Source organism: Streptomyces sp. McG3, assembly GCF_018619185.1.
GTDB lineage: Bacteria > Actinomycetota > Actinomycetes > Streptomycetales > Streptomycetaceae > Streptomyces.
The window spans coordinates 16611-40493 of the sequence record NZ_JAAXYC010000039.1 but is presented as its reverse complement, the minus strand read 5'-3'; the positions used below and the strand labels follow the sequence as shown (position 1 = coordinate 40493).

Here is a 23883-nt window from a genome sequence, read left to right as displayed (position 1 = left end):
CGGGTGCCCTCACCCGCTGCGAGGACGACGACGGCTGCCGGGCTGGTTGCGCTCACGGATGTGCCCTTCGGCTTCGGGTGGTGGTCATCCGCAGGATACCGGGGGTGTTTCCGGTGGAAACGGGGGCTCCCCGGAAGCCGCCCCGATGTGATCTGGGTCACGTTCGTGTTTATGTGGGGAAACCCCGGGTATTAGCGCATGTTTATGCAGGTCAGGCGTGCTGCGAACACTTGGGCGCGGACACTGCGTTCCCCTCGGCGTATCGGGCAGACTGGCCGCACCTCACACGGTCCGGATCCGGCCGAGATCCGCCGCACGACACCGGGAGCGCACGGTGAGCACAGACACTCCGGGCATCGACCCGCTGCAGGCGCTGCGCGCCCCCCGGGACCCCGCCTGCGACGTCTTCCTGACGGGGCCGGTCTTCCTCGACATCATCTTCACCGGCCTGGACAGCGCCCCCGTGCGCGGCACCGAGTCCTGGGCGCGGGGGATGGGTTCCAGCCCCGGCGGCGTCGCCAACATGGCCACCGCCCTCGCCCGCCTCGGCCTGCGCACCTCCCTCGCCGCCGCTTTCGGCGACGACCACTACGGGGAGTACTGCTGGGACGCCCTCGAACAGGGCGAGGGGATCGACCTGTCGATGTCGCACACCGTCCCCGGCTGGCACTCCCCGGTGACCGTCTCCATGGCGTACGAGGGCGAGCGCACGATGGTCTCGCACGGCCACGAGGCACCCGCTCCGACCGGAACGTCCACCGGAACCCCGGCGTCCACCGGAGCCGGAGTTCCCGCCGGAACCTCCGCCCCGGCCTTCCCGCACTGCCCGCCGCGCGCCCGTGCCGCCATCGCCTCGCTCGCCCCGGGCCGGAGCGAGCCCTGGGTGGCCACCGCCGCCCGCAACGGCGCGCTGATCTTCGCCGACGTCGGCTGGGACGAGACCGGCCGCTGGGACCTGGACGCCCTGCCCGACCTGGCGCACTGCGAGGCGTTCCTGCCCAACGCCGAGGAGGCGATGCGCTACACCCGCACCGACTGCCCGCGCGCCGCCGCCCACGCGCTCGCCGAACGGGTGCCGCTCGCCGTGGTCACCCTGGGCGCCGAGGGCGCCTACGCGGTGGACGGCCGCACCGGCGCCGCCGCGGCCGTGCCCGCCATCGAGGTGGAGGCGCTCGACCCCACCGGCGCCGGGGACGTCTTCGTCGCCGGCTTCGTGACCGGCACCCTCGCCGACTGGCCGCTCGCCGACCGGCTCGCCTTCGCCGGGCTCACCGCCGCCCTCTCGGTCCAGGAGTTCGGCGGCTCGCTCTCCGCCCCCGGCTGGGCCGAGGTCGCCGCCTGGTGGCAGCTGATCCGCACCTGCGCGAGCCAGGACCCCGCCGCCCTGGAGCGCTACGCCTTCCTGGACGACCTCCTGCCCACCACGGCCCGCGCCTGGCCGCTGCGGCGCGCGGTGCCCACGATCGGCTTCCGCCAGTGAGCTGCCGTCGGCCCGGGTCGCACACACGGGCGGTAAAAGCACTCTGCGTTGTCACCGCCAGGTCGTAGGCTTGGTTGTCCAGAGGTTGTCGAGCAGCGAGAACCCTGCAACGGGAGGTATGCGCAGGCCCGAGGGCCGGCCCATGACTCAGACACCCACACAGCCGCAGGCGCGTGCCCAGATCAGGATCCCGGCCGCACACCCCATGGTGATGCTCCTGGGATCGGGTGACTCGCTGTTGCGCGTGATCGAAGAGGCTTTCCCGGCGGCCGACATCCATGTCCGGGGCAACGAGATCAGTGCCACGGGCGAGGCCGCCGACGTCGCTCTCATCCAACGCCTGTTCGACGAGATGATGCTCGTGCTCCGCACCGGAGCGCCGATGACGGAGGACGCAGTGGAACGGTCGATCGCCATGCTCAGGGCGGCCGGCAACGGGCAGGGAGACCCCCAGGGCGAGACGCCCGCCGAGGTGCTCACGCAGAACATCCTCTCCAGCCGCGGCCGCACCATCCGCCCCAAGACGCTCAACCAGAAGCGGTACGTCGACGCGATCGACCAGCACACGATCGTGTTCGGCATCGGTCCCGCCGGTACGGGCAAGACCTACCTCGCCATGGCCAAGGCCGTCCAGGCACTCCAGTCGAAGCAGGTCAGCCGGATCATCCTGACCCGGCCCGCGGTCGAGGCGGGGGAGCGGCTCGGCTTCCTGCCGGGCACCCTGTTCGACAAGATCGACCCGTATCTGCGCCCGCTCTACGACGCCCTGCACGACATGCTCGACCCCGACTCGATCCCGCGGCTGATGGCGGCGGGCACGATCGAGGTCGCGCCACTGGCGTACATGCGCGGCCGCACGCTCAACGACGCGTTCATCATCCTCGACGAGGCGCAGAACACCAGCGCCGAGCAGATGAAGATGTTCCTCACCCGCCTCGGCTTCGACTCCAAGATCGTCGTCACCGGTGACGTCACCCAGGTCGACCTGCCGAGCGGTACGAAGAGCGGGCTGCGGCAGGTCCAGGACATCCTGGAGGGCCTGGACGACGTGCACTTCTCCCGGCTCACCTCCCAGGATGTCGTCCGGCACAAGCTCGTCGGCCGTATCGTCGACGCGTACGAGAAGTACGACAGCCGAAACGGTCAGCAGGACGGTCAGGCGGAAGGCCGCGAAGACGGCCGACGCGACCGCCGAAAAGGGAAGTAGTCGCAGCGCACCATGTCGATCGACGTCAACAACGAGTCCGGAACCGAGGTCGACGAGCAGGCGATCCTCGACATCGCCCGCTACGCACTGGCCCGGATGCGGATCCACCCGCTGTCCGAGCTCTCGGTGATCGTGGTGGACACCGACGCCATGGAGCAGCTGCACATCCAGTGGATGGACCTCGCCGGTCCGACCGATGTCATGTCCTTCCCGATGGACGAGCTGCGTCCGCCGGCCAAGGACGACGAGGAGCCCCCGCAGGGGCTCCTCGGTGACATCGTGCTCTGCCCGGAGGTCGCGAAGAAGCAGGGCGAAGAGGCCCCGACGCAGCACTCCATGGACGAGGAGCTCCAGCTCCTGACCGTCCACGGAGTGCTGCACCTCCTGGGGTACGACCACGAGGAGCCGGACGAGAAGGCCGAGATGTTCGGTCTCCAGGCCGCCATCGTGGACGGCTGGCGCGGGGAGCGCGGGCTCACCGGCGCGTCCCCCGCCCCCACCGTCTCGTGAGCGCGCCCCTGGTCATCGGGGCCGTGCTGCTGGTCGTCGTCGGCTGGCTGGCCGCCTGCGCGGAGGCCGGTATCGCCCGCACCTCCAGCTTCCGGGCGGACGAGGCGGTCCGGTCCGGCCGGCGCGGCAGCGCGAAGCTGGCGCAGATCGCGGCCGACCCGACCCGCTATCTCAACGTCGCCCTGCTGGTGCGGGTCGCCTGCGAGATGTCTGCCGGGGTCCTCGTCACCTACGCCTGCCTCCAGGAACTGCCCGAGACCTGGGAGGCGCTGGCCGTCGCGATGGGCGTGATGGTCCTCGTCAGCTACGTCGCCATCGGCGTCTCCCCGCGCACCATCGGCCGCCAGCACCCGCTGAACACGGCCACGGCCTCCGCGTACGTCCTGGTGCCGCTGGCCAGGATCATGGGGCCGATCCCGCAGCTGCTGATCCTCGTCGGCAACGCGCTGACCCCCGGCAAGGGGTTCCGCAAGGGCCCGTTCGCCAGCGAGGCCGAACTGCGCGCCATGGTCGACCTCGCCGAGGCGGAGTCGCTCATCGAGGACGACGAGCGCCGCATGGTGCACTCGGTCTTCGAGCTGGGCGACACCCTGGTCCGCGAGGTCATGGTGCCGCGCACCGACCTCGTCTCCATCGAGCGTTACAAGACCATCCGGCAGGCCCTCACCCTCGCCCTGCGCTCCGGCTTCTCCCGGATCCCGGTCACCGGCGAGAACGAGGACGACGTCGTCGGGATCGTCTACCTCAAGGACCTGGTCCGCAAGACGCACATCAACCGCGAGTCCGAGGCCGACCCCGTCTCCACCGCGATGCGCCCCGCCGCCTTCGTCCCCGACACCAAGAACGCCGGGGACCTGCTGCGCGAGATGCAGCAGGACCGCAGCCATGTCGCGGTCGTCATCGACGAGTACGGCGGCACCGCGGGCATCGTGACCATCGAGGACATCCTGGAGGAGATCGTCGGCGAGATCACCGACGAGTACGACCGGGAGCTGCCGCCCGTCCAGGAGCTGGAGCACGGCTGCTACCGGGTCACCGCCCGGCTCGACATCGGGGACCTCGGCGACCTCTTCGGCCTCGACGAGTACGACGACGAGGACGTGGAGACCGTCGGCGGCCTGCTCGCCAAGGCGCTCGGCCGGGTCCCGATCGCCGGTGCGTCGGCGATGGTCGAGCTGCCCGACGGCCGCAGGCTCCGGCTCACCGCGGAGTCCCCCGCGGGCCGCCGGAACAAGATCGTCACGGTGCTCGTCGAGCCGGAGCACAAGGAGACCGAGGGGACCGGGGAGAAGGAAGCGGAATGACGCCGGAGCGGCTGCGGGCCTTCTGCCGGGAGTTCAACGCGAGCGTGGAGGAGTTCCCGTTCGGACCGGAGACCTCCGTCTTCAAGGTGCTCGGCAAGATGTTCGCCCTCACCGCGCTGGACGGGCGGCCGCTCACCATCAACCTCAAGTGCGATCCCGACGAGGCGATCCGGCTGCGCGGGACGCACCCCGCGATCGTGCCCGGCTGGCACATGAACAAGCGCCACTGGAACACGGTCACCGTCTCCGGCGTCCCGGACCGGCTGCTGCGCGAGCTGGTCGAGGACTCCTACGACCTGGTGGTCGCCGGACTCCCGAAGGCGGAGCGGCTGCGCCTGGACCGCCCGTAGGAGAAGTGCGTACGAGGACGGGCCCGCCTCCCCCCGTGGGGGCGGGCCCGTCCTCGTGCCCGGCTCAGCTCCGGCGCAGCCCGGCCGCCACCGCCGCGCCCGCCGCCAGCAGGACCGCCCCCGCGACCGCCACCACCGTCCGTACGCCGTCGAACAGGGTGTCCTGTGTCGTGGCCAGCACCCCCAGCAGCGGGATACCGACCGTGAGACCCACCTGCTGGGTCGTGGTGACCAGGCCGGTGGCCAGGCCCTGCTCCTCGTTCGGGACGCCGGACGTCACGGTCAGCCCGTACGCGATGATCGCGCCCAGGTGGAACATGCTGGCCACCGACACCGCGGCGGTCGCCAGCCACACCCCCGACTCCGGGCCCAGGCCCAGCAGCACGCCGATGAACAGCCCCTGGCCGATCAGGGAGAGCGCCAGGGTCCGGCGGGCGCCGATCCGGCCGATCAGCTTCGGCGCGTACATGCCCGCGACCACCGACATTACGCCCTGCACCCCGAAGACCAGACCGGTGGCGAAGGGGGAGAGGTCCAGGACCTCCTGGAGGTACAGGGTCAGGACGAAGACGACGGTGCTCATCATCGAGAAGGTCACCAGACCACCCAGGTTGCCGAACGCCACCGTCCGCCGCCGCAGCATCGGCAGCGACACCAGCGGGGCCGCCGAGCGGGACTCCACCACGACGAACGCGGAGAGCAGAACGACGCCGAGGGCCAGCGTGACCAGCACGTCCACGCCGCCGAAGCCACGCTCCGCCGCCGTCGACAGCGCGTAGACCAGCGCCAGCAGACCGCCGGTGACGCTCACCGCGCCGGGCACGTCCAGCCGGGGCCGGTCCGTCGTGCGCGACTCCGCCAGCACCTTCGGGGCCAGCGTCAGCACCACGGCCGAAGCCACCGCCAGCAGGCCCATCGTGGAGCGCCAGCCCAGTGTCTCGGTCAGCACCCCGCCCGCGACCATGCCCACCGTGAAGCCGAGCGACAGCAGGGTCCCGCTGATCCCGAGCGCCCGGTCGCGCAGCGGCCCCTCGGGGAACGTGGTCGTCAGCAGGGACATCCCGGTCGGCACGATGACCGCCGCCCCCAGCCCCTGGAGCGCCCGGCCGGCGAGGAAGGAGGCCGGGTCCCAGGCCAGCGTCGCCAGCAGGGACGAGGCGCCGAAGACGGTCAGCCCGACGAGGAACAGCCTGCGCCGCCCGTACAGATCGGCGATCCTCCCGAAAAGGAGCAGGAAGCCCCCCGACGGCAACGCGAACGCGGTGACCGCCCACTGGAGGCCCGTGGTGCTCAGCCCGAGGTCCTTGCCGAGCACGGGCAGCGCCACGTTCAGCACCGAGAAGTCCAGGGCCACCATGAACTGGGCGGCGCACAGCACGAACAGGACCAGCCGGGCCCGGCCGGAGAGCCGGGGCGGTGCGGAGACCGAAGCGGAGGACGCAGCGGCGGGAGCGGAGGTGGGAGGGGTTTCGATCGCCATGCGTCCCACCCTGCGGTGGCCGGAATAACCGTGGGGAGCGGGAACTTATCCTGTTGCCCGCACCACCAGGCAGGCGCACACACGGACACCGGGGGAGTACGTGGCCACAGCGGCCCAGCGGGCGACGGACGACACGAAAGCCCACCGCCTCGCCGAACTGCGCGCGTTCCTGAGAAGCCGCCGGGCCCGCGTCACCCCGGACGAGGCGGGGCTGCCGGGCGGCGCCCGCCGCCGCACTCCGGGGCTGCGCCGCGAGGAGGTCGCCGTCCTCGCCGGGGTGGGCGTCTCCTGGTACCAGTGGCTGGAGCAGGGCCGCGACATCACCGTCTCCCCGCAGGTGCTGGACTCCGTCGCCCGGGTGCTGCGCCTGAGCAGCGCGGAGCGCCGCCATCTGTACGCGCTGGCCGGGCTGAACCCTCCCCCGGCCGAGGTCGATCCGGCCGACGCCGACATGTGCGAGGGGCTGACCAGGCTCATCGAGGCCTGGATGCCCTACCCGGCCCACATCATGGACCGGTACTGGAACACCGTTCTGTACAACGAGGCCGCAGCCTCGGTGCTCGGCATGCGCCCGGGCATCCGGCAGAACTGCCTCATCGCCTTCTTCACCGACCCGGTCTACCGCACCCGTACCGGGGCGAGTTGGCACGCGCTGGCCCCGCAGGTGGTGGCACAGTTCCGGGCGGCCTGCTCGGAGGCGCCCGAGGACGACGGTTTCCGGGCCGTCGTCGAGGAGGCGCAGGCGGTCAGCCCCCTCTTCGCCGAGCTGTACGAGCGGCGCGACATCGCCCCCGCGGGACAGAACCGCAAGGAGGTCGAGCACCCGGTGGTCGGCCGCCTGTCCCTGGAGGCCACCCAGTTGCGGGTGCCCGCCCGGCCGGACCTGGCGATCGTGCTGCACACCCCGCTGCCCGGCACCGGCTGCGAGGCCAGGCTCCAGTGGCTCGCCTCGCCCGAGGGCCGGCGCGGCTCGTTGTACCCGGTGCCGGGGTGACCGGCCCCGGCCGGCGCCGGACGCTCCCGGTACCGGGGTGACCTGCGCGGGGCTCCGCCCGCTTCGTATGCTCGTGCCATGACCGACACCACGGAGCTCGACGCCGAGGACCGCAAGATCGTCACCCTGGCGCGCAGCGCCCGTGCCCGCAACGGGGTGCCCGAGGGCGCGGCCGTACGCGACGAGACGGGACGTACGTATGTCGCGGGCACGGTGGCGCTGGACTCGCTGAAGCTCAGCGCCCTGCAGACCGCCGTCGCCATGGCGGTGGCCAGCGGCGCCACCTCGCTGGAGGCGGCCGCGGTCGTCTCCGCCGCCGAGGCGCCCTCCGACGACGACCGGGCCGCGGTGCGGGACCTCGGCGGACCGGACACCCCGGTGCTGCTCGCGGGCCCGGACGGCACGCTGCGGGTCCGCGTCACGGCGGGCTGACCCGGCCGTCCGACGGCGGCCGGTCCGGTGGGTGCCGGCGGGCCCGCTCGGCCCGCCGGCCGACGAGGGACGCCCGCCCGGCGGCGATCATGCCATCATCTGATGGGCCATCAGTCGCCGCGTTTCGTCTGCATTGACTTCTTTTTCGCCCGGGTCATCAATGGCCCCCTGCCGGTACGGAAGAGCCGCCGTACCGCTTTCCGCAGGAGGGCACCGAATTCATGCGACCGACCATGCGAAGATCCACCGAACCGCGGCGCCGCTGGGCCGCCGCCCTGGGCATCACCGCACTCGTCGTCACCGGGGGAGGGCTGCTCGGGGGCCCGGCGCAGGCCGCCGCGACGGCCTCCGTCGCGGTGGACTTCCCCACCCACTGCATCCCGCCGCCCATCGCGGGCATCCCGCCCATCGACGGCACCACGACCGCGCAGATCACCGTCGACAACACGACCCCGCAGGTCGGCGACACCGTCGCGGTGACCTACACCGTGGTCGTGCCCGCCGCCAGCAACCCGGTCGACCTGGCCCTGCCCGCCGACATCATGACGCCGACCGGGGAGGTCACCCTCGGCGGAGCGCAGAGCGGCGACGTCACCGTCGCGGGACCCAAGAAGAACCCCCCGGTCCCCGGCAAGGGCGCCTTCCCGTCGTTCTCCATGACGGGCACGTTCACCGTCACCGCGCCCGGCGCGATCACCCTGTCGCCCGGCGACTACAACATCCACACCAGCTACATCATGGAGCTGGACACCCCCTGCACGGTGACGGGTCCGCCCGCCCCCGTGTCGGAGACCGTCGTCGCCACCGGCGGCGGCCAGGTCAACGAACGTACCGTCCAGCTCTCGGCCGCCTCCGGGGAGGCGGGCGACGAGGTCACCGTCACCGGCACGAAGTTCACCCCGGGCGCGGGCATCACCGTGGCGGGCCGCGACGGCGGCGCGCAGACCGGGGACACCACCACGGCCACCGCCGACGGATCCGGGGCCTTCACCGCCCGGCTCGCCGTCAGCGACCCGGACACCACCGGCATCGTCGCCTACGAGGGCGGCGCCTGGGACGCCGAGAAGGGCGCCGGCCCGCTGGCGTACACCGTCACCGGGGGCGGCGAGATCCCCGACGGCAGCCAGGAGCTCACCACGACCGTCCGGGCGGGCACCCTGTCCATGACCCAGGCCGGCGACAGCGTCCAGCTGTCCGGGGTCGACTTCGGCCGGGGCGGAGCCTCCACCGGCGACCTGCGCACGGTGACCGTCGAGGACTTCCGCGGCGGCCCCGCGGGCTGGTCCCTCACCGGCAAGGTCACCGACTTCAAGGGTCCGGGCGGGGCGCGGATCAGCGCCGACGCCCTCGACTGGACCCCGTCCTGCGCCACGAAGCCCGGCAGCCCGAGCACCTGCGCGGCGGGCAGCGCCGGATCGGTCGGCAGCGCCGGGGCCACCCTGGCGTCCACGCCCGACGGGGCGGCCACCGGCGGGGAGTTCACCGTCGACGCGGGGCTCTCCCTGGACGTGCCCGCCTTCACCGGGGCCGGTTCCTACGCCGGAGTGCTGACCCTCACGCTCACCTGAGCCACCGGCCCGCACCCGAGGCCCTCGGCCTCACCACCGTGGGCCGGGCGCGCACCCGGCCGGCCCACTCCACCCGGACGCGACCTGGGGGTCCCGTACCGTGCGCAAGCTCTCCGTGGTCCTCCTGACGGCCGCCCTGCTGTTCCTCGGCACGCCCGCCGCCCATCCGGCCGACAACGGCAGCTGGTCCGTCCAGCCGGCCTCCGGCCCGTCCGGCGAACGCCCCTCCCTCTACCTCTTCGCCGCCCCGGGCACGACGCTCACCGACCGGGTCACCGTCACCAACAAGACCGCGAAGCCGCTGACCCTGCGGCTGTACGCGGCCGACGCCTACAACACCCCGCGCGACGGCGGCTTCGCCGTCCGCGACCGGAGCGAGAAGCAGCGCTCCGTCGGCGCCTGGGCCCGCACCGACCGGGACACCGTCACCGTGGGCCCCAAGGCCTCGGTCACCGTGCCCCTGACCATCACCGTCCCGGAGAACGCCGAGCCGGGCGACCACCCCGGCGCCCTGATCGCCCTGGACGAACGCGTCGAGGCCACCCGCCGCGGCGCCCTGGCCGTAGGGGTCCGCCGAGCCGTCGGCGCCCGGATCCACCTCCGGGTGAACGGGCCCACCGTCCCCGCGCTCTCCGTCGAGGACATCCGGATCGAGCAGGACCGGCCCCTGGTCCCGGGCACCGGCACGAGCCGCGCCGTCATCTCGTACACCCTCCACAACCGGGGGAACGTCACCCTCGCCCCCGCCGTCGCCCTGCGCGCCGAGGGCCTCTTCGGCCGGACCCTGCTGCGGCGCGGCCTGACGAAGCCGCCCGCCGAGCTGCTGCCCCGCCAACAGGTCCGGCTGACCGAGACCTGGGACGGGGCGCCGCAGCTGGACCGGGCCGAGGTCGAACTCACCGCCACCGCGAAGGGCACGAGGGAGTCGGCGGCCGTCACGTTCCTGGCCGTGCCGTGGCTCCTCGCCGGGGTGCTCGCCGTGCTGATCGCCGCCGGAGGGACCCTGTGGGCACGGGCCCGCCGACGCCGTACCCGTACGGACTGAGGCGGACGTGACCGGTCTCGCGCGGCCCACTGTCCTCCGGCGCCGCCGGGATCGGGGAGAATGGTCGCCATGAGCGCTCGACCGAACCAAGAATCCGCTGCCGCGCAAGCGGAGACCACCTCCCCCCACCGGGCCGGCTTCGCCTGCTTCGTGGGCCGCCCCAACGCGGGCAAGTCCACCCTCACGAACGCTCTCGTCGGTCAGAAGGTGGCGATCACCTCCAACCGCCCCCAGACCACACGGCACACGGTGCGCGGCATCGTGCACCGTGACGACGCGCAGCTGATCCTGGTCGACACCCCCGGCCTCCACAAGCCGCGCACCCTCCTGGGCGAGCGGCTCAACGACGTCGTGCGGACCACCTGGGCCGAGGTCGACGTCATCGGCTTCTGCCTGCCCGCCGACCAGAAGCTCGGCCCCGGCGACAAGTACATCGTCAAGGAGCTCGCGGGGATCAAGAAGACCCCCAAGATCGCCATCATCACCAAGACCGACCTGGTCGAGTCGAAGGCGCTGGCCGAACAGCTCCTCGCCGTCTCCGCGCTCGCCGACGAACTGGGCTTCGAGTGGGCCGAGATCATCCCGGTCTCGGCGGTCAAGGACCAGCAGGTCGGCCTGCTCGCCGACCTCATCGCCCCGCTGCTCCCCGTGAGCCCGCCGCTCTACCCCGAGGGCGACCTCACCGACGAGCCGGAGATGGTCATGGTCGCGGAGCTGATCCGCGAGGCGGCGCTGGAGGGCGTACGCGACGAGCTGCCGCACTCCATCGCGGTCGTCGTCGAGGAGATGCTGCCGCGCACCGACCGTCCGGCGGACAAGCCGCTGCTGGACATCCACGCCAACGTCTACATCGAGCGCCCCAGCCAGAAGGGCATCATCATCGGCCCGAAGGGTCAGCGGCTGAAGGACGTCGGCACCAAGTCCCGCAAGCACATCGAGGCCCTGCTCGGCACGCCGGTCTTCCTGGACCTGCACGTGAAGGTCGCCAAGGACTGGCAGCGCGATCCGAAGCAGCTGCGGAAGCTCGGGTTCTAGGGCCTTTCACCTGGATCAGGTCGGACCCCGCGAGCCCGGCATGATCCAGACGAAAGGCTCGGGTCCGGCCGAAGGAGCCGATCTCACGCGCCCTCCTTGAGGACGCGTGAGATCAGCGTGCGCTGCGCCCCGGTCAGATCGGGGTCAGCGCAGTACACGGTGCGGTCCCCGACGGTGATCTCGTACCGGAAGCCGTCCGGTACTCCCGTCGTCGGGGTGTCCCGCGCGGAGGCGAGCGCCTCCGCGGCGAGCGCGTGCCACTCCGCGGCGTCCGCCCTTTCCCCGGTGTCGACCTCATGGCGGCGGGCGATGCCGGCGAAACCGCCGGTCCTGCTGACCTGAATACGCATGGGGTCCTGTCTATCGGGGGCCGGCAGGGGCGCTCAACCCCGCCTGCCGGGCGGGCCGGGTCACGCCTTGGTCGGAACGCCCACCTCCGACCAGGCCTTCAGGACCGCCTCCCGCTCGTCGGCCGCCCCGAAGCGGTCGCCCGCCGCCGCGACCGTCAGCCGGGCGAACTCCGCGAAGTCCGCGTTCGCCGTCAGCTCTCCGCCGGTCAGCACGTCGAACCAGATCTGCCCGGCACGCTCCCAGGAGTTGCCGCCCAGCGCGGTGGCCAGGAGGTGGAACGCGCGGTTGGGGATACCGGAGTTGAGGTGGACCCCGCCGTTGTCCTCCTCCGTCTCGATGTAGTCCGCCATGGAGCCCGGCTGCGGGTCCTTGCCGAGGACGTCGTCGTCGTACGCCGTGCCCGGGGCCTTCATCGAGCGCAGCGCGTCCCCGCTGACCCGGGGCGCCAGCAGCCCGGCCCCGATCAGCCAGTCGGCCTGCTCCGCGCTCTGGCCCAGCGAGTACTGCTTCACCAGCGAGCCGAAGACGTCGGACACCGACTCGTTGAGCGCGCCCGACTGGCCCTCGTAGCGCAGGTTGGCGGTGTACTGCGTCAGACCGTGGGCCAGCTCGTGGGCGATCACGTCGACCGCGACGGTGAAGTCGAGGAAGATCTCGCCGTCGCCGTCCCCGAAGACCATCTGCTCGCCGTCGAAGAACGCGTTGTTGTACTCCTCGCCGTAGTGCACGGAGCCGATCAGCGGCAGCCCCTTGCCGTCGATCGAGCTGCGACCGTACGCCGAGAGCAGCAGCTCGAAGGTGGCGCCGAGGCCGGCGTACGCGCGGTTGACGCTGGCGTCCGAGGTGGGCTTGTCTCCCTCGTCGCGGACCTGGCGGCCGGGCAGGGCGGTGCCGTTCCCGCAGTCGTACAGGGTGCGGTGGGGCTTGGTGGGGACCGCGCCCACGCCGTGGGCGGTCGGGACGGCGGCGAGGGCCGTCGCCCGGCGGCGGTCGCGGCGGAGTCCGTCGGCCGCCAGGGTGCGGCGGGCCGGATCCGCGAACCGGGCCTCGGCGGACCGGGACAGGTGATCGAGGACGTGGGGCGGAACGATGGTGCAGAAGACGGGGTGGAGCTCGCCGTCGGTTCGAAGGTGCATACAACGACTGTGGCACTCCGTCACTGTGCTGTCACTGGTTGCGACGATGATTGACGAAATGGAGTGATGAGTCACTGTTTTCCCGTCATCGATGCCCGGTCCCGCATACTGATACGGACCGACACCACGGGCCACACTCGGTTACGCTCGTCGCATCATGCGTTTCGGGCTGCTTCTCCTTAGCTGCCGCGGCGAGGGCCTGTAGTCGTAGGCCGACCCCCTCCCCGCGGAGTCTGGTGCTGCAGCGACACAGTCGGCCGACCCCCGCTGGACCGAGGAGCCCTACGCCATGACCACCGTGAATCCCGCCGGTAATTCTGTCGGCCGCCCCACCCCGATCACCAACGCGACGCAGCTCCAGAAGACGTCCGGGATGCCGGTCCACAAGTACCGCGGCTACGAGGCCGTGGACATCGCCGACCGCACCTGGCCCGACAACCGGATCACCGCCGCGCCCCGCTGGCTGTCCACCGATCTGCGCGACGGCAACCAGGCGCTGATCGACCCGATGTCCCCGGCCCGCAAGCGCGAGATGTTCGACCTGCTGGTCGCGATGGGCTACAAGGAGATCGAGGTCGGCTTCCCGTCCTCCGGCGAGACCGACTTCAACTTCGTACGCTCCATCATCGAAGAGGGCGCGATCCCCGAGGACGTGACGATCTCCGTCCTGACGCAGGCCCGCGAGGAGCTGATCGAGCGCACCGTGGAGTCCCTGGTCGGCGCGCACCGGGCCACCGTCCACCTGTACAACGCCACCGCCCCCACCTTCCGCCGCGTCGTCTTCCGCGGCTCGCGCGAGGAGGTCAAGCAGATCGCGGTGGACGGCACCCGGCTGGTCATGGAGTACGCCGAGAAGATCCTGGGCCCGGAGACGGTCTTCGGCTACCAGTACAGCCCGGAGATCTTCACCGACACCGAGCTGGACTTCGCCCTGGAGGTCTGCGAGGCCGTCTGCGACGTCTGGCAGCCGGAGGAGGGCCGCGAGATCATCCTCAACCTGCCCGCCACCGTGGAGCGTTCGACGCCCTCCACCCACGCGGACCGCTTCGAGTGGATGTCCCGCAACCTGACCCGCCGCGAGTTCGTCTGCCTCTCCGTCCACCCGCACAACGACCGGGGCACCGCCGTCGCCGCCGCCGAGCTGGCCATCATGGCGGGCGCCGACCGCATCGAGGGCTGCCTGTTCGGCCAGGGCGAGCGCACCGGCAACGTCGACCTGGTCACCCTGGGCATGAACCTCTTCTCCCAGGGCGTCGACCCGCAGATCGACTTCTCGCAGATCGACGAGATCCGCCGCACCAGCGAGTACTGCAACCAGATGGAGATCCACCCGCGCCACCCCTACGCGGGCGACCTGGTCTACACCGCCTTCTCCGGCTCCCACCAGGACGCCATCAAGAAGGGCTTCGACGCCATGGAGCGGGACGCCGCCGCCCAGGGGAAGACCGTCGACGACATCGAGTGGGCCGTGCCGTACCTGCCGATCGACCCGAAGGACGTCGGCCGCTCCTACGAGGCCGTCATCCGGGTCAACTCGCAGTCCGGCAAGGGCGGTATCGCCTACGTCCTGAAGAACGACCACAAGCTGGACCTGCCGCGCCGGATGCAGATCGAGTTCTCCCGGATCATTCAGGCCAAGACCGACGCCGAGGGCGGCGAGGTCACCCCGGCCCAGATCTGGACCGCCTTCCAGGACGAGTACCTGCCGAACGCCGAGAACGCCGTGGCTCGATGGGGCCGCGTCCAGCTCCGCTCCGGCCAGACCACCACCGACACCGACGGCCGGGACACCCTGACCGTCGAGGCCACCGTCGACGGCGCGGACACCGTGCTGAGCGGTACGGGCAACGGCCCGATCTCCGCGTTCTTCGAAGCGCTGCAGGCCATCGGCATCGACGCCCGGCTGCTGGACTACACCGAGCACACGATGAGCGAGGGCGCCAGCGCCCAGGCCGCCTCGTACATCGAGTGCGCGATCGACGGCAAGGTCCTGTGGGGCATCGGCATCGACGCCAACACCACCCGCGCCTCGCTCAAGGCGGTCGTCTCCGCCGTCAACCGCGCGGCCCGCTGACCCGTCCGGTCCCTCGCGTCCCCCTCTTCGCACGGACGTCCGGTTCGACCCCGTACGACGGCAATCACGGACCCCGACCGCCCGCTCCGGGTGGTCGGGGTTCGGCCATATCCGGGGGTTGTGACGTCCCAGAGGCTGACGCCGCATCGCACGTGTGGCTAACATCACGTCCAACACACGGCAATGTTGCCGGAGCGTTACGGAGGTGTACGAGGTGCGGTCAGCCAAAGGACAACGCGCTCTGAGGCCGGTCCTCTGCGGCGTTCGCACCATCTGGGACGCCGTCGGCGACGGCGCCTTCTTCTGCCCCGGCTGCGGGGGAGACCGCAACTACCGCCGGCTCACCGGCCGCCGCCGCCTCACCGTCCTCGGCGTCCCGCTGGTCGGCCGGGGCGAGACCGAGCCCGTCGTCGAGTGCGCCGCCTGCCTCACCCACTACGCCCCCGAGGCGCTGGACCACCCCACCACGACCCGGTTCTCGGCGATGCTCCGCGAGGCCGTCCACACCGTCACCCTGGCCGTCCTCGCCGCCGGGGGCACCACCTCCCGCACGGTCCTGGAGGCCGCCGTCGCCACCGTGCGCGACGCCGGGCTCGACGACTGCACCCAGGAGCAGCTGTTCACCGTCGTCGAGGTGCTGGCCGCCGACACCGGGCGCGGTTCCGGTTCCGACCCGGCCGCCGAGGCCTGCGGCCCCACCCTCGCCATCGAGCTGCACGAGGTGCTGGCCCCGCTCGCCCCGCACCTGGCCACCGCCGGCCGCGAGTCGGTCCTCCTCCAGGGCGCCAGGATCGCGCTGGCCGACGGGCCCTACTGCGCCGCCGAGCGCCAGGTCCTGACCACGGTCGGCAGCGCCCTCCAGCTCCCCGCGGACGACACCGTCCGCCTGCTGGCGGCAGCCGCCCGTACGCCCTCCTAGAGCCTTCTCCACAGCCGCCCGTACGCCTTCCCGGGCCCTTCTCCGCAGCCGACCCGCCGCGGGCGGCACCGGGTGGGCGACAATGGGCCCATGAGCTTGTTCCGGGACGACGGCATCGTGCTGCGTACGCAGAAACTGGGCGAGGCTGACCGGATCATCACGATCCTGACCCGCGGCCACGGCCGGGTGCGGGCCGTCGCCCGCGGGGTGCGCCGCACCAAATCCAAGTTCGGCGCCCGCCTGGAGCCCTTCTCCCACGTCGACGTGCAGTTCTTCGCCCGCGGCAGCGAACTGGTCGGCCGCGGGCTGCCGCTCTGCACCCAGAGCGAGACGATCGCCCCCTACGGCGGCGGGATCGTCGCCGACTACGCCCGCTACACGGCGGGCACCGCGATGCTGGAGACCGCCGAGCGGTTCACCGACCACGAGGGCGAACCGGCCGTCCAGCAGTATCTGCTGCTCGTCGGCGGCCTGCGCACCCTCGCCCGGGGCGAGCACGCCCCCCACCTGATCCTGGACGCGTTCCTGCTGCGCTCGCTCGCGGTCAACGGGTACGCGCCCAGCTTCGAGGACTGCGCCAAGTGCGGAATGCCCGGTCCGAACCGGTTCTTCTCCGTCGCGGCGGGGGGCGTCATATGCGGTGACTGCCGGGTCCCCGGCAGCGTCGTACCCTCGGCACAGGCCCTGGTCCTGCTGAGCGCGCTGCTCAGCGGCGACTGGGCGACGGCGGACGCGTGCGAGGCGCGTCATGTCAGGGAGGGGAGCGGGCTGGTGTCCGCCTATCTGCACTGGCATCTGGAGCGCGGCCTGCGCTCGCTGCGGTACGTGGAGAAGTGACGCGGTGCGTCGGGCAGACGACGCGGTGCGTGGAGAAGTGACACAGGGAGACTGAGAAGCTCATGGCAGTACGCGGGATCCTCGGCGGCCGTAACCGGCGCACGTACAAGACCCCCGAGCCGCACCCCACGGGCGCGACGCCTCCGAAGATCCCCGGCGAGCTGGTGCCCCAGCACGTCGCCGTCGTGATGGACGGCAACGGCCGCTGGGCCAAGGAGCGGGGTCTGCCGCGCACCGAGGGCCACAAGGTCGGTGAGGGCGTCGTCATGGACGTTCTCAAGGGCTGTATCGAGATGGGCGTGAAGAACCTCTCGCTCTACGCCTTCTCCACGGAGAACTGGAAGCGCTCGCCGGACGAGGTGAAGTTCCTGATGAACTTCAACCGCGACGTGATCCGCCGCCGCCGTGACGAGATGGACGAGCTCGGCATCCGCATCCGCTGGGTGGGCCGCATGCCCAAGCTGTGGAAGTCCGTCGTCCAGGAGCTCCAGGTCGCCCAGGAGCAGACCAAGGACAACGACAGGATGACGCTGTACTTCTGCGTCAACTACGGCGGCCGTGCCGAGATCGCGGATGCCGCGCAGCGCATCGCCCAGGACGTGGCGGCCGGGAAGCTCGACCCGTCCAAGGTCAACGAGAAGACGTTCGCGAAGTACACGTACTACCCGGACATGCCGGACGTGGACCTCTTCGTGCGCCCCAGCGGCGAGCAGCGCACCTCGAACTACCTGATCTGGCAGAGCGCGTACGCCGAGATGGTCTTCCAGGACGTTCTCTGGCCGGATTTCGACCGTCGGGACCTGTGGCGGGCCTGCCTGGAGTACGCCCAGCGCGACCGCCGCTTCGGCGGGGCGGAGGCGGTGGAGGCGGTGGAGGCGGCGAAGGCGGCGAAGGCGGCGAAGGCGGCCGAAGCCGCTGAGGCAGCCAGGAAGTGACGCGAAAGTGGCGCGGAAAGTGGCGCGAAAAGTGACGTGAAAGAGGCGGGCCCGGGACGTTGGACACGTCCCGGGCCCGCCTCTTCTGGTTCGTTCCGCTCGTTACGCCTTGCTCGCGGCGCACTCCGCGCACGTGCCGAAGACCTCGACGGTGTGCGCGACGTTCACATAGCCGTGCTGGGCGGCGATCATCTCGGCCCACTGCTCGACGGCCGGGCCCTCGACCTCCACCGCCTTGCCGCAGAGCCGGCAGACCAGGTGGTGGTGATGGTCACCGGTCGAGCACCGCCGGTAGACGGACTCGCCCTCGGCGGTGCGCAGGACGTCCACCTCACCCGCGTCGGCGAGGGACTGCAGGGTCCGGTAGACCGTCGTCAGGCCCACGGAGTCGCCGCGGTGCTTGAGGACGTCGTGCAGCTCCTGGGCGCTGCGGAACTCGTCGACCTCGTCGAGCGCCGCCGCCACCGCCGCCCGCTGCCGGGTGGACCGGCCGCGTACCGGCGCTGCGTTCGTGCCACTGATCGGCGCCGTGGCCACAGCTGCCTCCTCGTGTCGCCCGTACATGTGTCGGGCCATTGTGCCAGCCCGGCCGGGCGCCGCCGGCGAACACGTACGGTGCGACTCGGTCACACGCACCGCTGTCACACCCGTACGTCGTCCCGTTCCCGGCGGGCCCCCGGTACCTCAAGGGTGCACTCGGCCCCCTTCGCCTCGCTCGTCCGTGCCCGGCGTCTCGCGAGCGGAGCGGCGAGCGCGGTCAGCGCCACGAACACCGCGATGGCCAGCAGCACGATCGTCGCGCCGGGCGGAACGTCCTGGTAGTACGAGGTCACGGTGCCGGTGAGGGTCACGGCCGTGCCGATCACCACGGCCAGCACGAACGTGACCTTGAAGGACTTGGTGATCTGCTGCGCCGCCGCCACGGGCACCACCATCAGCGCGCTGACCAGCAGCAGGCCGACGACCCGCATCGCGACGGTCACGGTCACGGCGGCGGTCACCGCGATCAGCAGGTTCAGCACCCGCACCGGCAGCCCGGACACCCGGGCGAACTCCTCGTCCTGGCTGACCGCGAACAACTGCCGTCGCAGCCCCACCGTGACCAGCACCACGAAGGCGGCCAGCACGCAGATCGCGATGACGTCCGACTCGGAGACGGTGGCCAGCGAGCCGAAGAGGTACGAGGTCAGGTTGGCGTTGGAACCCGTGTCGGACAGGTTGATCAGCATGACGCCGCCCGCCATGCCGCCGTAGAACAGCATCGCCAGGGCGAGGTCGCCGCGGGTGTGTCCGTACCAGCGGATCAGCTCCATCACGACCGCACCGGCCACCGCGACGGCGGTGGCCATCCAGACCGGGCTGGTGGAGAGCAGGAAGCCGAGGCCGACGCCGGTCATCGCGATGTGCCCGATGCCGTCGCCCATCAGGGCCTGCCGCCGCTGCACCAGGTAGATGCCGATGGCGGGCGCGGTGATGCCGACCAGGACGGCCGCGAGGAGCGCCCGCTGCATGAAGGGAGGGTTCAGGAATTCGAGGAGCATCAGGTCAGCAGTCCCGTCCGGAGGGGCTCGGCGGCCGCGTGGGGGTGTACGTGGTCGTGGCCGGGCAGAGCGTGCTGGCCGAGCGCCTCGGGCGGCGGCCCGTCGTGTGTCACGCAGCCGTCGCGCAGGACGACGGCCCGGTCGATCAGGGGCTCCAGCGGGCCCAGCTCGTGCAGCACGAGCAGCACGGAGGTGCCCAGCGCCACCTGCTCGCGCAGGGTCGAGGCGAGGATCTCCTGGCTGGCCAGGTCGACCCCGGCCATCGGCTCGTCCATGATCAGCAGCTCCGGCTCGGAGGCCAGGGCGCGGGCGATCAGGACCCGCTGGTGCTGGCCCCCGGACAGCGCGCTCACGGAGTCCTTGGCGCGGTCGGCGAGGCCCACCAGCGCGATGGCCCGGTCCACGGCCGCCCGGTCCGCCTTCCCGGGCCACCGCAGCCCCGTACGGGACAGCCGGCCGGAGGCGACGACCTCGCGGATCGTGGCGGGCACGCCGCCCGCCGCCGTGGTGCGCTGCGGGACGTAGCCGATCCGGCCCCACCGGCGGAAGCGGCGCAGCTCGGTGCCGAACAGCTCGACGGTGCCGCCGGTCAGCGGGACCTGCCCGATGACGGACCGTACGGCGGTGGACTTGCCGGAACCGTTGGCGCCCAGCAGCGCGACGACCTCGCCGCGGTGCACGGTCAGGTCCACCCCGCGCAGCACGGGGCGTGCGCCGAGGGTGGCCGTGGCGCCGCGCAGGGCGATGACGGGCTGCTCGTGGCCGGTGGCCACGGGCTCGCGGGTGGTGCTCTCACGCTCCGGCATGAGCGCCTCCGATCCAGGGGTGGTGCGGGTCCACGGGGTGGTGCGGGTCACTTCGCGCCGAGTGCCTTCCGCAGCGCGGCGAGGTTGGACTCCATGACCTCGATGTAGTCAGCGCCCCGGGACTTGTCCGTGATTCCCTCCAGCGGGTCCAGGACGCCGGTCTTGAGGCCGGTGTCCTTCGCGAGGGTCTTGGCGGTCCGGTCGCTGGCGAGCGTCTCGAAGAAGACCGTGGTGGCCTTGTCCTTCTCCGCGATGGTGTGGATCTCCTGGATCCGGGCGGGGCTCGGCTCGGCCTCGGGGTCGATGCCCGCGATGCCCTGCTGGGTGAGCCCGTAGCGCTCGGCGAGGTAGCCGAAGGCGGAGTGGGTGGTGATGAACGTCTTGGTGGAGGTGTTCTTCAGCCCGGTCTCGTACGCCGTGTTCAGCTCGCCCAGCTCGGCGACGAGGGCGTCGGTGTTCTTCTTGTAGTCGGCGGCGTGGTCGGGGTCGGCCTTCTCCAGCGACTTGCCGACGCCCTTGGCGACCTCGGCGTACTTCACCGGGTCCAGCCAGATGTGCGGGTCGGCGCCGCCCTCCTCGCCGTGGTTGTGGCCGTCGCCCTCGGAGTGCTCCTCGGGGGCCTCTTCCTCGTGGCCGTGCTCTTCTTCGCCCTCGTGCCCGTGGTCGTGGCCGCTGACCTCGGAGCCGTGGTTCTCCAGCGTGGTGAGGGTCGCGGCGTCGACGGTGTTCTGCACACCGGACTGCTCGACCGCGTCGTCCACGGCGGGCTGGATGCCCTTGAGGTACAGCACGTAGTCGGACTCGCTGATGGAGCCGATCTGGCGGGGGGTGAGCTCCAGGTCGTGCGGCTCGACGCCCGGCTTGGTGAGGCCGGTGACCGCGACGTGATCGCCGCCGATCCTCTCGGTCAGGAACTGCATCGGGTAGAACGACGCCGTCACCTTCAACTTGTCGCCGCTGCCCCCGTCCGCTGCGTCGGAGGTGGAGCAGGCCGAGAGAGCGGTCAGGCCGAGGACGACTGCTCCGGCGACGGCGGTGGTGGGTATGAGGCGGCGTACGTTCATGACACTCATTTTCAACTAAAGTGGAAACGATTGTCAACAAGGCAGATGAGATGCCCGGAAGGTCACATAGGGGCACCGGGAAGATCACCGGGAAGATCCTTCACGTCCCACCGATTTGATCCCAGGGGTGCGCCCGCCGGTAATCTGAGGCATTCGCCGTTCGTCACCGTCGTAATGAAGAGAGCACCGTGGCCGCCGACAAGATCGACACCATCGTCAGCCTGAGCAAGCGCCGTGGCTTCGTCTACCCCTGCAGTGAGATCTACGGCGGCCAGAAGGCCGCCTGGGACTACGGGCCGCTGGGCGTCGAGATGAAGGAGAACCTCAAGCGTCAGTGGTGGCGCTACATGGTCACCGCGCGCGAGGACGTGGTCGGTCTCGACTCGTCGGTCATCCTGGCGCCCGACGTCTGGGTCGCCTCCGGCCACGTCGCCACCTTCTCGGACCCGCTCACCGAGTGCACCTCCTGCCACAAGCGCTACCGCGCGGACCACCTGGAGGAGGCGTACGAGGAGAAGCACGGCAAGCCGCCGGTCAACGGCCTCGCCGACCTCAACTGCCCCAACTGCGGCAACAAGGGCACCTTCACCGAGCCCAAGCAGTTCTCGGGTCTGCTCTCCACCCACCTCGGCCCGACCCAGGACTCCGGCTCGGTCGCCTACCTGCGCCCCGAGACCGCCCAGGGCATCTTCACCAACTTCGGCCAGGTGCTGCAGACCTCGCGCAAGAAGCCGCCGTTCGGCATCGCGCAGATGGGCAAGTCCTTCCGGAACGAGATCACTCCGGGCAACTTCATCTTCCGGACCCGCGAGTTCGAGCAGATGGAGATGGAGTTCTTCGTCAAGCCGGGCGAGGACGAGGAGTGGCAGCAGTACTGGATGGACCAGCGCTGGAACTGGTACACGGACCTCGGCATGCGCGAGGAGAACATGCGCTGGTTCGAGCACCCGAAGGAGAAGCTCTCCCACTACTCCAAGCGCACCGCCGACATCGAGTACCGCTTCCGTTTCGGCGGCAGCGAGTGGGGCGAGCTGGAGGGCGTGGCCAACCGCACCGACTACGACCTCAAGGCGCACTCCGAGGCGTCGGGCACCGACCTCCACTACTACGACCAGGAGGCCAACGAGCGCTGGACGCCGTACGTCATCGAGCCCGCGGCCGGTGTCGGCCGCGCGATGCTGGCGTTCCTCCTGGACGCCTACGTCGAGGACGAGGCCCCCAACGCCAAGGGCGTCATGGAGAAGCGCACCGTGATGCGCCTCGACCACCGCCTGGCCCCGGTCAAGGCCGCGGTGCTGCCGCTCTCCCGCAACCCGCAGCTCTCGCCGAAGGCCAAGGGCCTGGCGGCCGACCTGCGCAAGAACTGGAACATCGAGTTCGACGACGCCGGCGCCATCGGCCGCCGCTACCGCCGTCAGGACGAGATCGGCACCCCGTTCTGCGTCACCGTCGACTTCGACACCCTCGACGACAACGCGGTGACCGTGCGCGAGCGCGACACCATGAAGCAGGAGCGCGTCTCCCTGGACCAGATCCAGGGGTACCTCGGTTCGCGTCTGCTCGGCTGCTGACACCCGCACCAGTGCGTGAGGCCCCCGGTTCCGGGTACGGAACCGGGGGCTTCGTCGTACAGTCCACCGGAGCCCCCCGCCGCCGTCCCGGGAGGTACGCGATGCCGTCCATCACCACCAGCAAGGTCAGCAGATGGGACCAGCACGGCCGTGAACACGTCGTGCAGGTAAGGAAGTCGGGCATGACGCGCCAACTGACGTGCTCCACCTGCGCATGGCGCCGCTCGGCGCAGTTCCTGCCCTGGCTGAAGGCCGAGGAGCACCTGGCCGAGGCCCATCAGGCGACGGTCGATCCGACGGCCTGATGCCTCGCGGCCTCTCGTTCGGGTCCCGGCGGGATCAGGGAGCGGCCCTGGGCGGCCGGAAAACCGGGTGCGGGGCGCTCCGGGGGCGGGGTACCGTTCCGGCATGTCTTCGTTCTTCCAGATCTACGAGTGAGAGCGCGGCGGGTGCGCACACCCCGCCGCAGCCCGGGGCCGGCGCGACCGGCCCCGATCACGTTCACCTGGTTCACTTCACACGTCGCATGGGAGAACGCCATGGCCAAGAGCCGTAACAACCTCCTCGGTGTCGGCGGACAGCGCAAGAAGCTGTCCCGCGCCGAACAGCAGGGCGCGGGTTCCGCGCGAGGCGCCGACCGCAAGGCCGCCGAGGACAAGAAGCAGGAGCTGGTGCGCAAGATGCGCGAGCGCGCCGAGGCCCAGACTGCCACCGCCGCCGAGCCGGGCGGCGAGCAGGACGCGTCGCCCGCGCAGAGCTGACGCCTGAGCATCACCCCGTAGGGCCGTGGGCCCGGATCATCCGTGATCCGGGCCCACGGTCGTGAACCGGACCGATCGCCCGCCCGCACGCCGGTACGCCCGCCCGTCACCGGCGGAACAGATGCGGGTGCCGCCGCGCCAGTTCCCGCGTGATCGCCTCGTCGGTGGGGTCGGTGACCTCCCAGTCGTGGACCGACGGGTGCCCGGCGAACAGACCGCAGGCCGCGTCCGCGTTGCGGGGATCGCGGACCGCGCACCAGGGGAGCGGCAGCAGCCGGACCCGCCCCGCGCGCCACCGCGCCCAGACGGCGCTTCCCGGCAGCCCGCCCTCGTCCCACAGCATCGTCGCGTGCGTCCCGTCGTGGCCCTCCCCGAGTTCGCAGAGCAGGGGCCCGGCCTCCGGGCGGCGATCCGGGACCGAGAGGGCGAGCACATGCTTGGGGGGCGGCAGTAACGCGACGGCGGTGCACTGGTGCATGGGTA

The 23883-nt window shown here is 71.3% G+C and carries 25 protein-coding genes; 17 read left to right on the top strand and 8 right to left on the bottom strand.

The window, feature by feature from the left end:
* Positions 1-334 precede the first annotated feature (334 nt).
* From HET64_RS09690 to HET64_RS09670, 5 genes are all read left to right on the top strand, one after another.
* Positions 335-1480 carry a PfkB family carbohydrate kinase gene (locus HET64_RS09690; protein ID WP_215103803.1) on the top strand — a complete coding sequence of 382 codons (1146 nt, stop codon included), beginning with the start codon at positions 335-337 and terminating at the stop codon, positions 1478-1480.
* A gap of 142 nt (positions 1481-1622) precedes the next feature.
* Positions 1623-2687 (top strand): PhoH family protein, encoded by a 1065-nt coding sequence (locus HET64_RS09685; protein ID WP_215103801.1) that lies wholly within the window; start codon positions 1623-1625, stop codon positions 2685-2687.
* A gap of 12 nt (positions 2688-2699) precedes the next feature.
* Positions 2700-3197 (top strand): rRNA maturation RNase YbeY, encoded by a 498-nt coding sequence (gene ybeY / locus HET64_RS09680; RefSeq protein WP_215103799.1) that lies wholly within the window; start codon positions 2700-2702, stop codon positions 3195-3197.
* A complete protein-coding gene (locus HET64_RS09675) occupies positions 3194-4501 on the top strand; it encodes a hemolysin family protein (protein ID WP_215103785.1) in 1308 nt (435 codons plus the stop codon). The genes ybeY and HET64_RS09675 overlap by 4 nt, the downstream gene beginning before the upstream one ends.
* A complete protein-coding gene (locus HET64_RS09670) occupies positions 4498-4851 on the top strand; it encodes an MmcQ/YjbR family DNA-binding protein (RefSeq protein ID WP_215103783.1) in 354 nt (117 codons plus the stop codon). The genes HET64_RS09675 and HET64_RS09670 overlap by 4 nt, the downstream gene beginning before the upstream one ends.
* Before the next feature lie 64 nt (positions 4852-4915).
* Here the strand turns inward: HET64_RS09670 and HET64_RS09665 are convergent, their stop codons facing one another.
* Positions 4916-6331: an MFS transporter gene (locus tag HET64_RS09665; protein ID WP_215103781.1), complete on the bottom strand. Its 1416-nt coding sequence runs from the start codon at positions 6329-6331 to the stop codon at positions 4916-4918.
* Positions 6332-6431: 100 nt separating this feature from the next.
* On the opposite strand from HET64_RS09665, the gene HET64_RS09660 reads away from it, so the two are divergent.
* The 5 genes from HET64_RS09660 to era all read left to right on the top strand — a co-directional run bounded on the left by HET64_RS09660 (position 6432) and on the right by era (position 11405).
* Positions 6432-7325, top strand: coding sequence for a helix-turn-helix transcriptional regulator (locus HET64_RS09660; protein ID WP_215103779.1), 894 nt, complete (start codon positions 6432-6434; stop codon positions 7323-7325).
* Between the two features lie 78 nt (positions 7326-7403).
* Positions 7404-7757, top strand: coding sequence for a cytidine deaminase (locus HET64_RS09655; protein ID WP_215103777.1), 354 nt, complete (start codon positions 7404-7406; stop codon positions 7755-7757).
* 221 nt (positions 7758-7978) lie between these two features.
* On the top strand, positions 7979-9325 hold the full coding sequence (locus tag HET64_RS09650; protein WP_251145057.1) for a beta-xylosidase: 1347 nt from the start codon (positions 7979-7981) through the stop codon (positions 9323-9325).
* A gap of 100 nt (positions 9326-9425) precedes the next feature.
* The gene (locus HET64_RS09645; protein WP_215103775.1) at positions 9426-10370 is read left to right on the top strand and encodes a WxL protein peptidoglycan domain-containing protein; all 945 of its coding nucleotides are present in this window, start codon (positions 9426-9428) and stop codon (positions 10368-10370) included.
* A gap of 60 nt (positions 10371-10430) precedes the next feature.
* Entirely contained in the window at positions 10431-11405 is a 975-nt protein-coding gene (gene era / locus HET64_RS09640; protein WP_176739489.1) for a GTPase Era, read from the top strand.
* An 83-nt stretch (positions 11406-11488) separates the two neighbouring features.
* Here the strand turns inward: era and HET64_RS09635 are convergent, their stop codons facing one another.
* Both HET64_RS09635 and HET64_RS09630 read right to left on the bottom strand, forming a co-directional pair.
* Complete coding sequence (locus tag HET64_RS09635) at positions 11489-11755, bottom strand: protealysin inhibitor emfourin (protein ID WP_215103773.1); 267 nt, start codon at positions 11753-11755, stop codon at positions 11489-11491.
* A gap of 60 nt (positions 11756-11815) precedes the next feature.
* Positions 11816-12892 (bottom strand): M4 family metallopeptidase, encoded by a 1077-nt coding sequence (locus HET64_RS09630; RefSeq protein ID WP_215103771.1) that lies wholly within the window; start codon positions 12890-12892, stop codon positions 11816-11818.
* A 289-nt stretch (positions 12893-13181) separates the two neighbouring features.
* Here HET64_RS09630 and leuA point away from each other — a divergent pair, with 289 nt between their 5' ends.
* From leuA to HET64_RS09610, 4 genes are all read left to right on the top strand, one after another.
* On the top strand, positions 13182-14966 hold the full coding sequence (gene leuA / locus HET64_RS09625; RefSeq protein WP_215103769.1) for a 2-isopropylmalate synthase: 1785 nt from the start codon (positions 13182-13184) through the stop codon (positions 14964-14966).
* A 214-nt stretch (positions 14967-15180) separates the two neighbouring features.
* Positions 15181-15885, top strand: coding sequence for a TerB family tellurite resistance protein (locus tag HET64_RS09620; protein ID WP_215103767.1), 705 nt, complete (start codon positions 15181-15183; stop codon positions 15883-15885).
* Positions 15886-15975: 90 nt separating this feature from the next.
* A complete protein-coding gene (gene recO, locus HET64_RS09615; RefSeq protein WP_215103765.1) occupies positions 15976-16722 on the top strand; it encodes a DNA repair protein RecO in 747 nt (248 codons plus the stop codon).
* Between the two features lie 62 nt (positions 16723-16784).
* Positions 16785-17657 carry an isoprenyl transferase gene (locus tag HET64_RS09610; protein ID WP_215103763.1) on the top strand — a complete coding sequence of 291 codons (873 nt, stop codon included), beginning with the start codon at positions 16785-16787 and terminating at the stop codon, positions 17655-17657.
* A 102-nt stretch (positions 17658-17759) separates the two neighbouring features.
* Here the strand turns inward: HET64_RS09610 and HET64_RS09605 are convergent, their stop codons facing one another.
* The 4 genes from HET64_RS09605 to HET64_RS09590 form a co-directional block, all read right to left on the bottom strand.
* Complete coding sequence (locus HET64_RS09605) at positions 17760-18194, bottom strand: Fur family transcriptional regulator (RefSeq protein WP_003969280.1); 435 nt, start codon at positions 18192-18194, stop codon at positions 17760-17762.
* A 104-nt stretch (positions 18195-18298) separates the two neighbouring features.
* Positions 18299-19198: a metal ABC transporter permease gene (locus HET64_RS09600; RefSeq protein WP_215103761.1), complete on the bottom strand. Its 900-nt coding sequence runs from the start codon at positions 19196-19198 to the stop codon at positions 18299-18301.
* A complete protein-coding gene (locus HET64_RS09595) occupies positions 19198-20004 on the bottom strand; it encodes a metal ABC transporter ATP-binding protein (protein ID WP_215103808.1) in 807 nt (268 codons plus the stop codon). The genes HET64_RS09600 and HET64_RS09595 overlap by 1 nt, the downstream gene beginning before the upstream one ends.
* Positions 20005-20051: 47 nt before the next feature.
* Positions 20052-21068 carry a metal ABC transporter substrate-binding protein gene (locus HET64_RS09590; protein ID WP_215103759.1) on the bottom strand — a complete coding sequence of 339 codons (1017 nt, stop codon included), beginning with the start codon at positions 21066-21068 and terminating at the stop codon, positions 20052-20054.
* 188 nt (positions 21069-21256) lie between these two features.
* On the opposite strand from HET64_RS09590, the gene HET64_RS09585 reads away from it, so the two are divergent.
* The 3 genes from HET64_RS09585 to HET64_RS09575 all read left to right on the top strand — a co-directional run bounded on the left by HET64_RS09585 (position 21257) and on the right by HET64_RS09575 (position 23400).
* Complete coding sequence (locus HET64_RS09585) at positions 21257-22639, top strand: glycine--tRNA ligase (RefSeq protein ID WP_215103757.1); 1383 nt, start codon at positions 21257-21259, stop codon at positions 22637-22639.
* 101 nt (positions 22640-22740) lie between these two features.
* Positions 22741-22944, top strand: a complete 204-nt coding sequence (locus HET64_RS09580; RefSeq protein ID WP_098024396.1) for a hypothetical protein — start codon at positions 22741-22743, stop codon at positions 22942-22944.
* A gap of 234 nt (positions 22945-23178) precedes the next feature.
* Entirely contained in the window at positions 23179-23400 is a 222-nt protein-coding gene (locus HET64_RS09575) for a DUF6243 family protein (protein ID WP_215103755.1), read from the top strand.
* A 106-nt stretch (positions 23401-23506) separates the two neighbouring features.
* On the opposite strand, the gene HET64_RS09570 is transcribed toward HET64_RS09575, so the two are convergent.
* Positions 23507-23878 carry a hypothetical protein gene (locus HET64_RS09570; protein ID WP_215103753.1) on the bottom strand — a complete coding sequence of 124 codons (372 nt, stop codon included), beginning with the start codon at positions 23876-23878 and terminating at the stop codon, positions 23507-23509.
* Positions 23879-23883 lie beyond the last annotated feature (5 nt).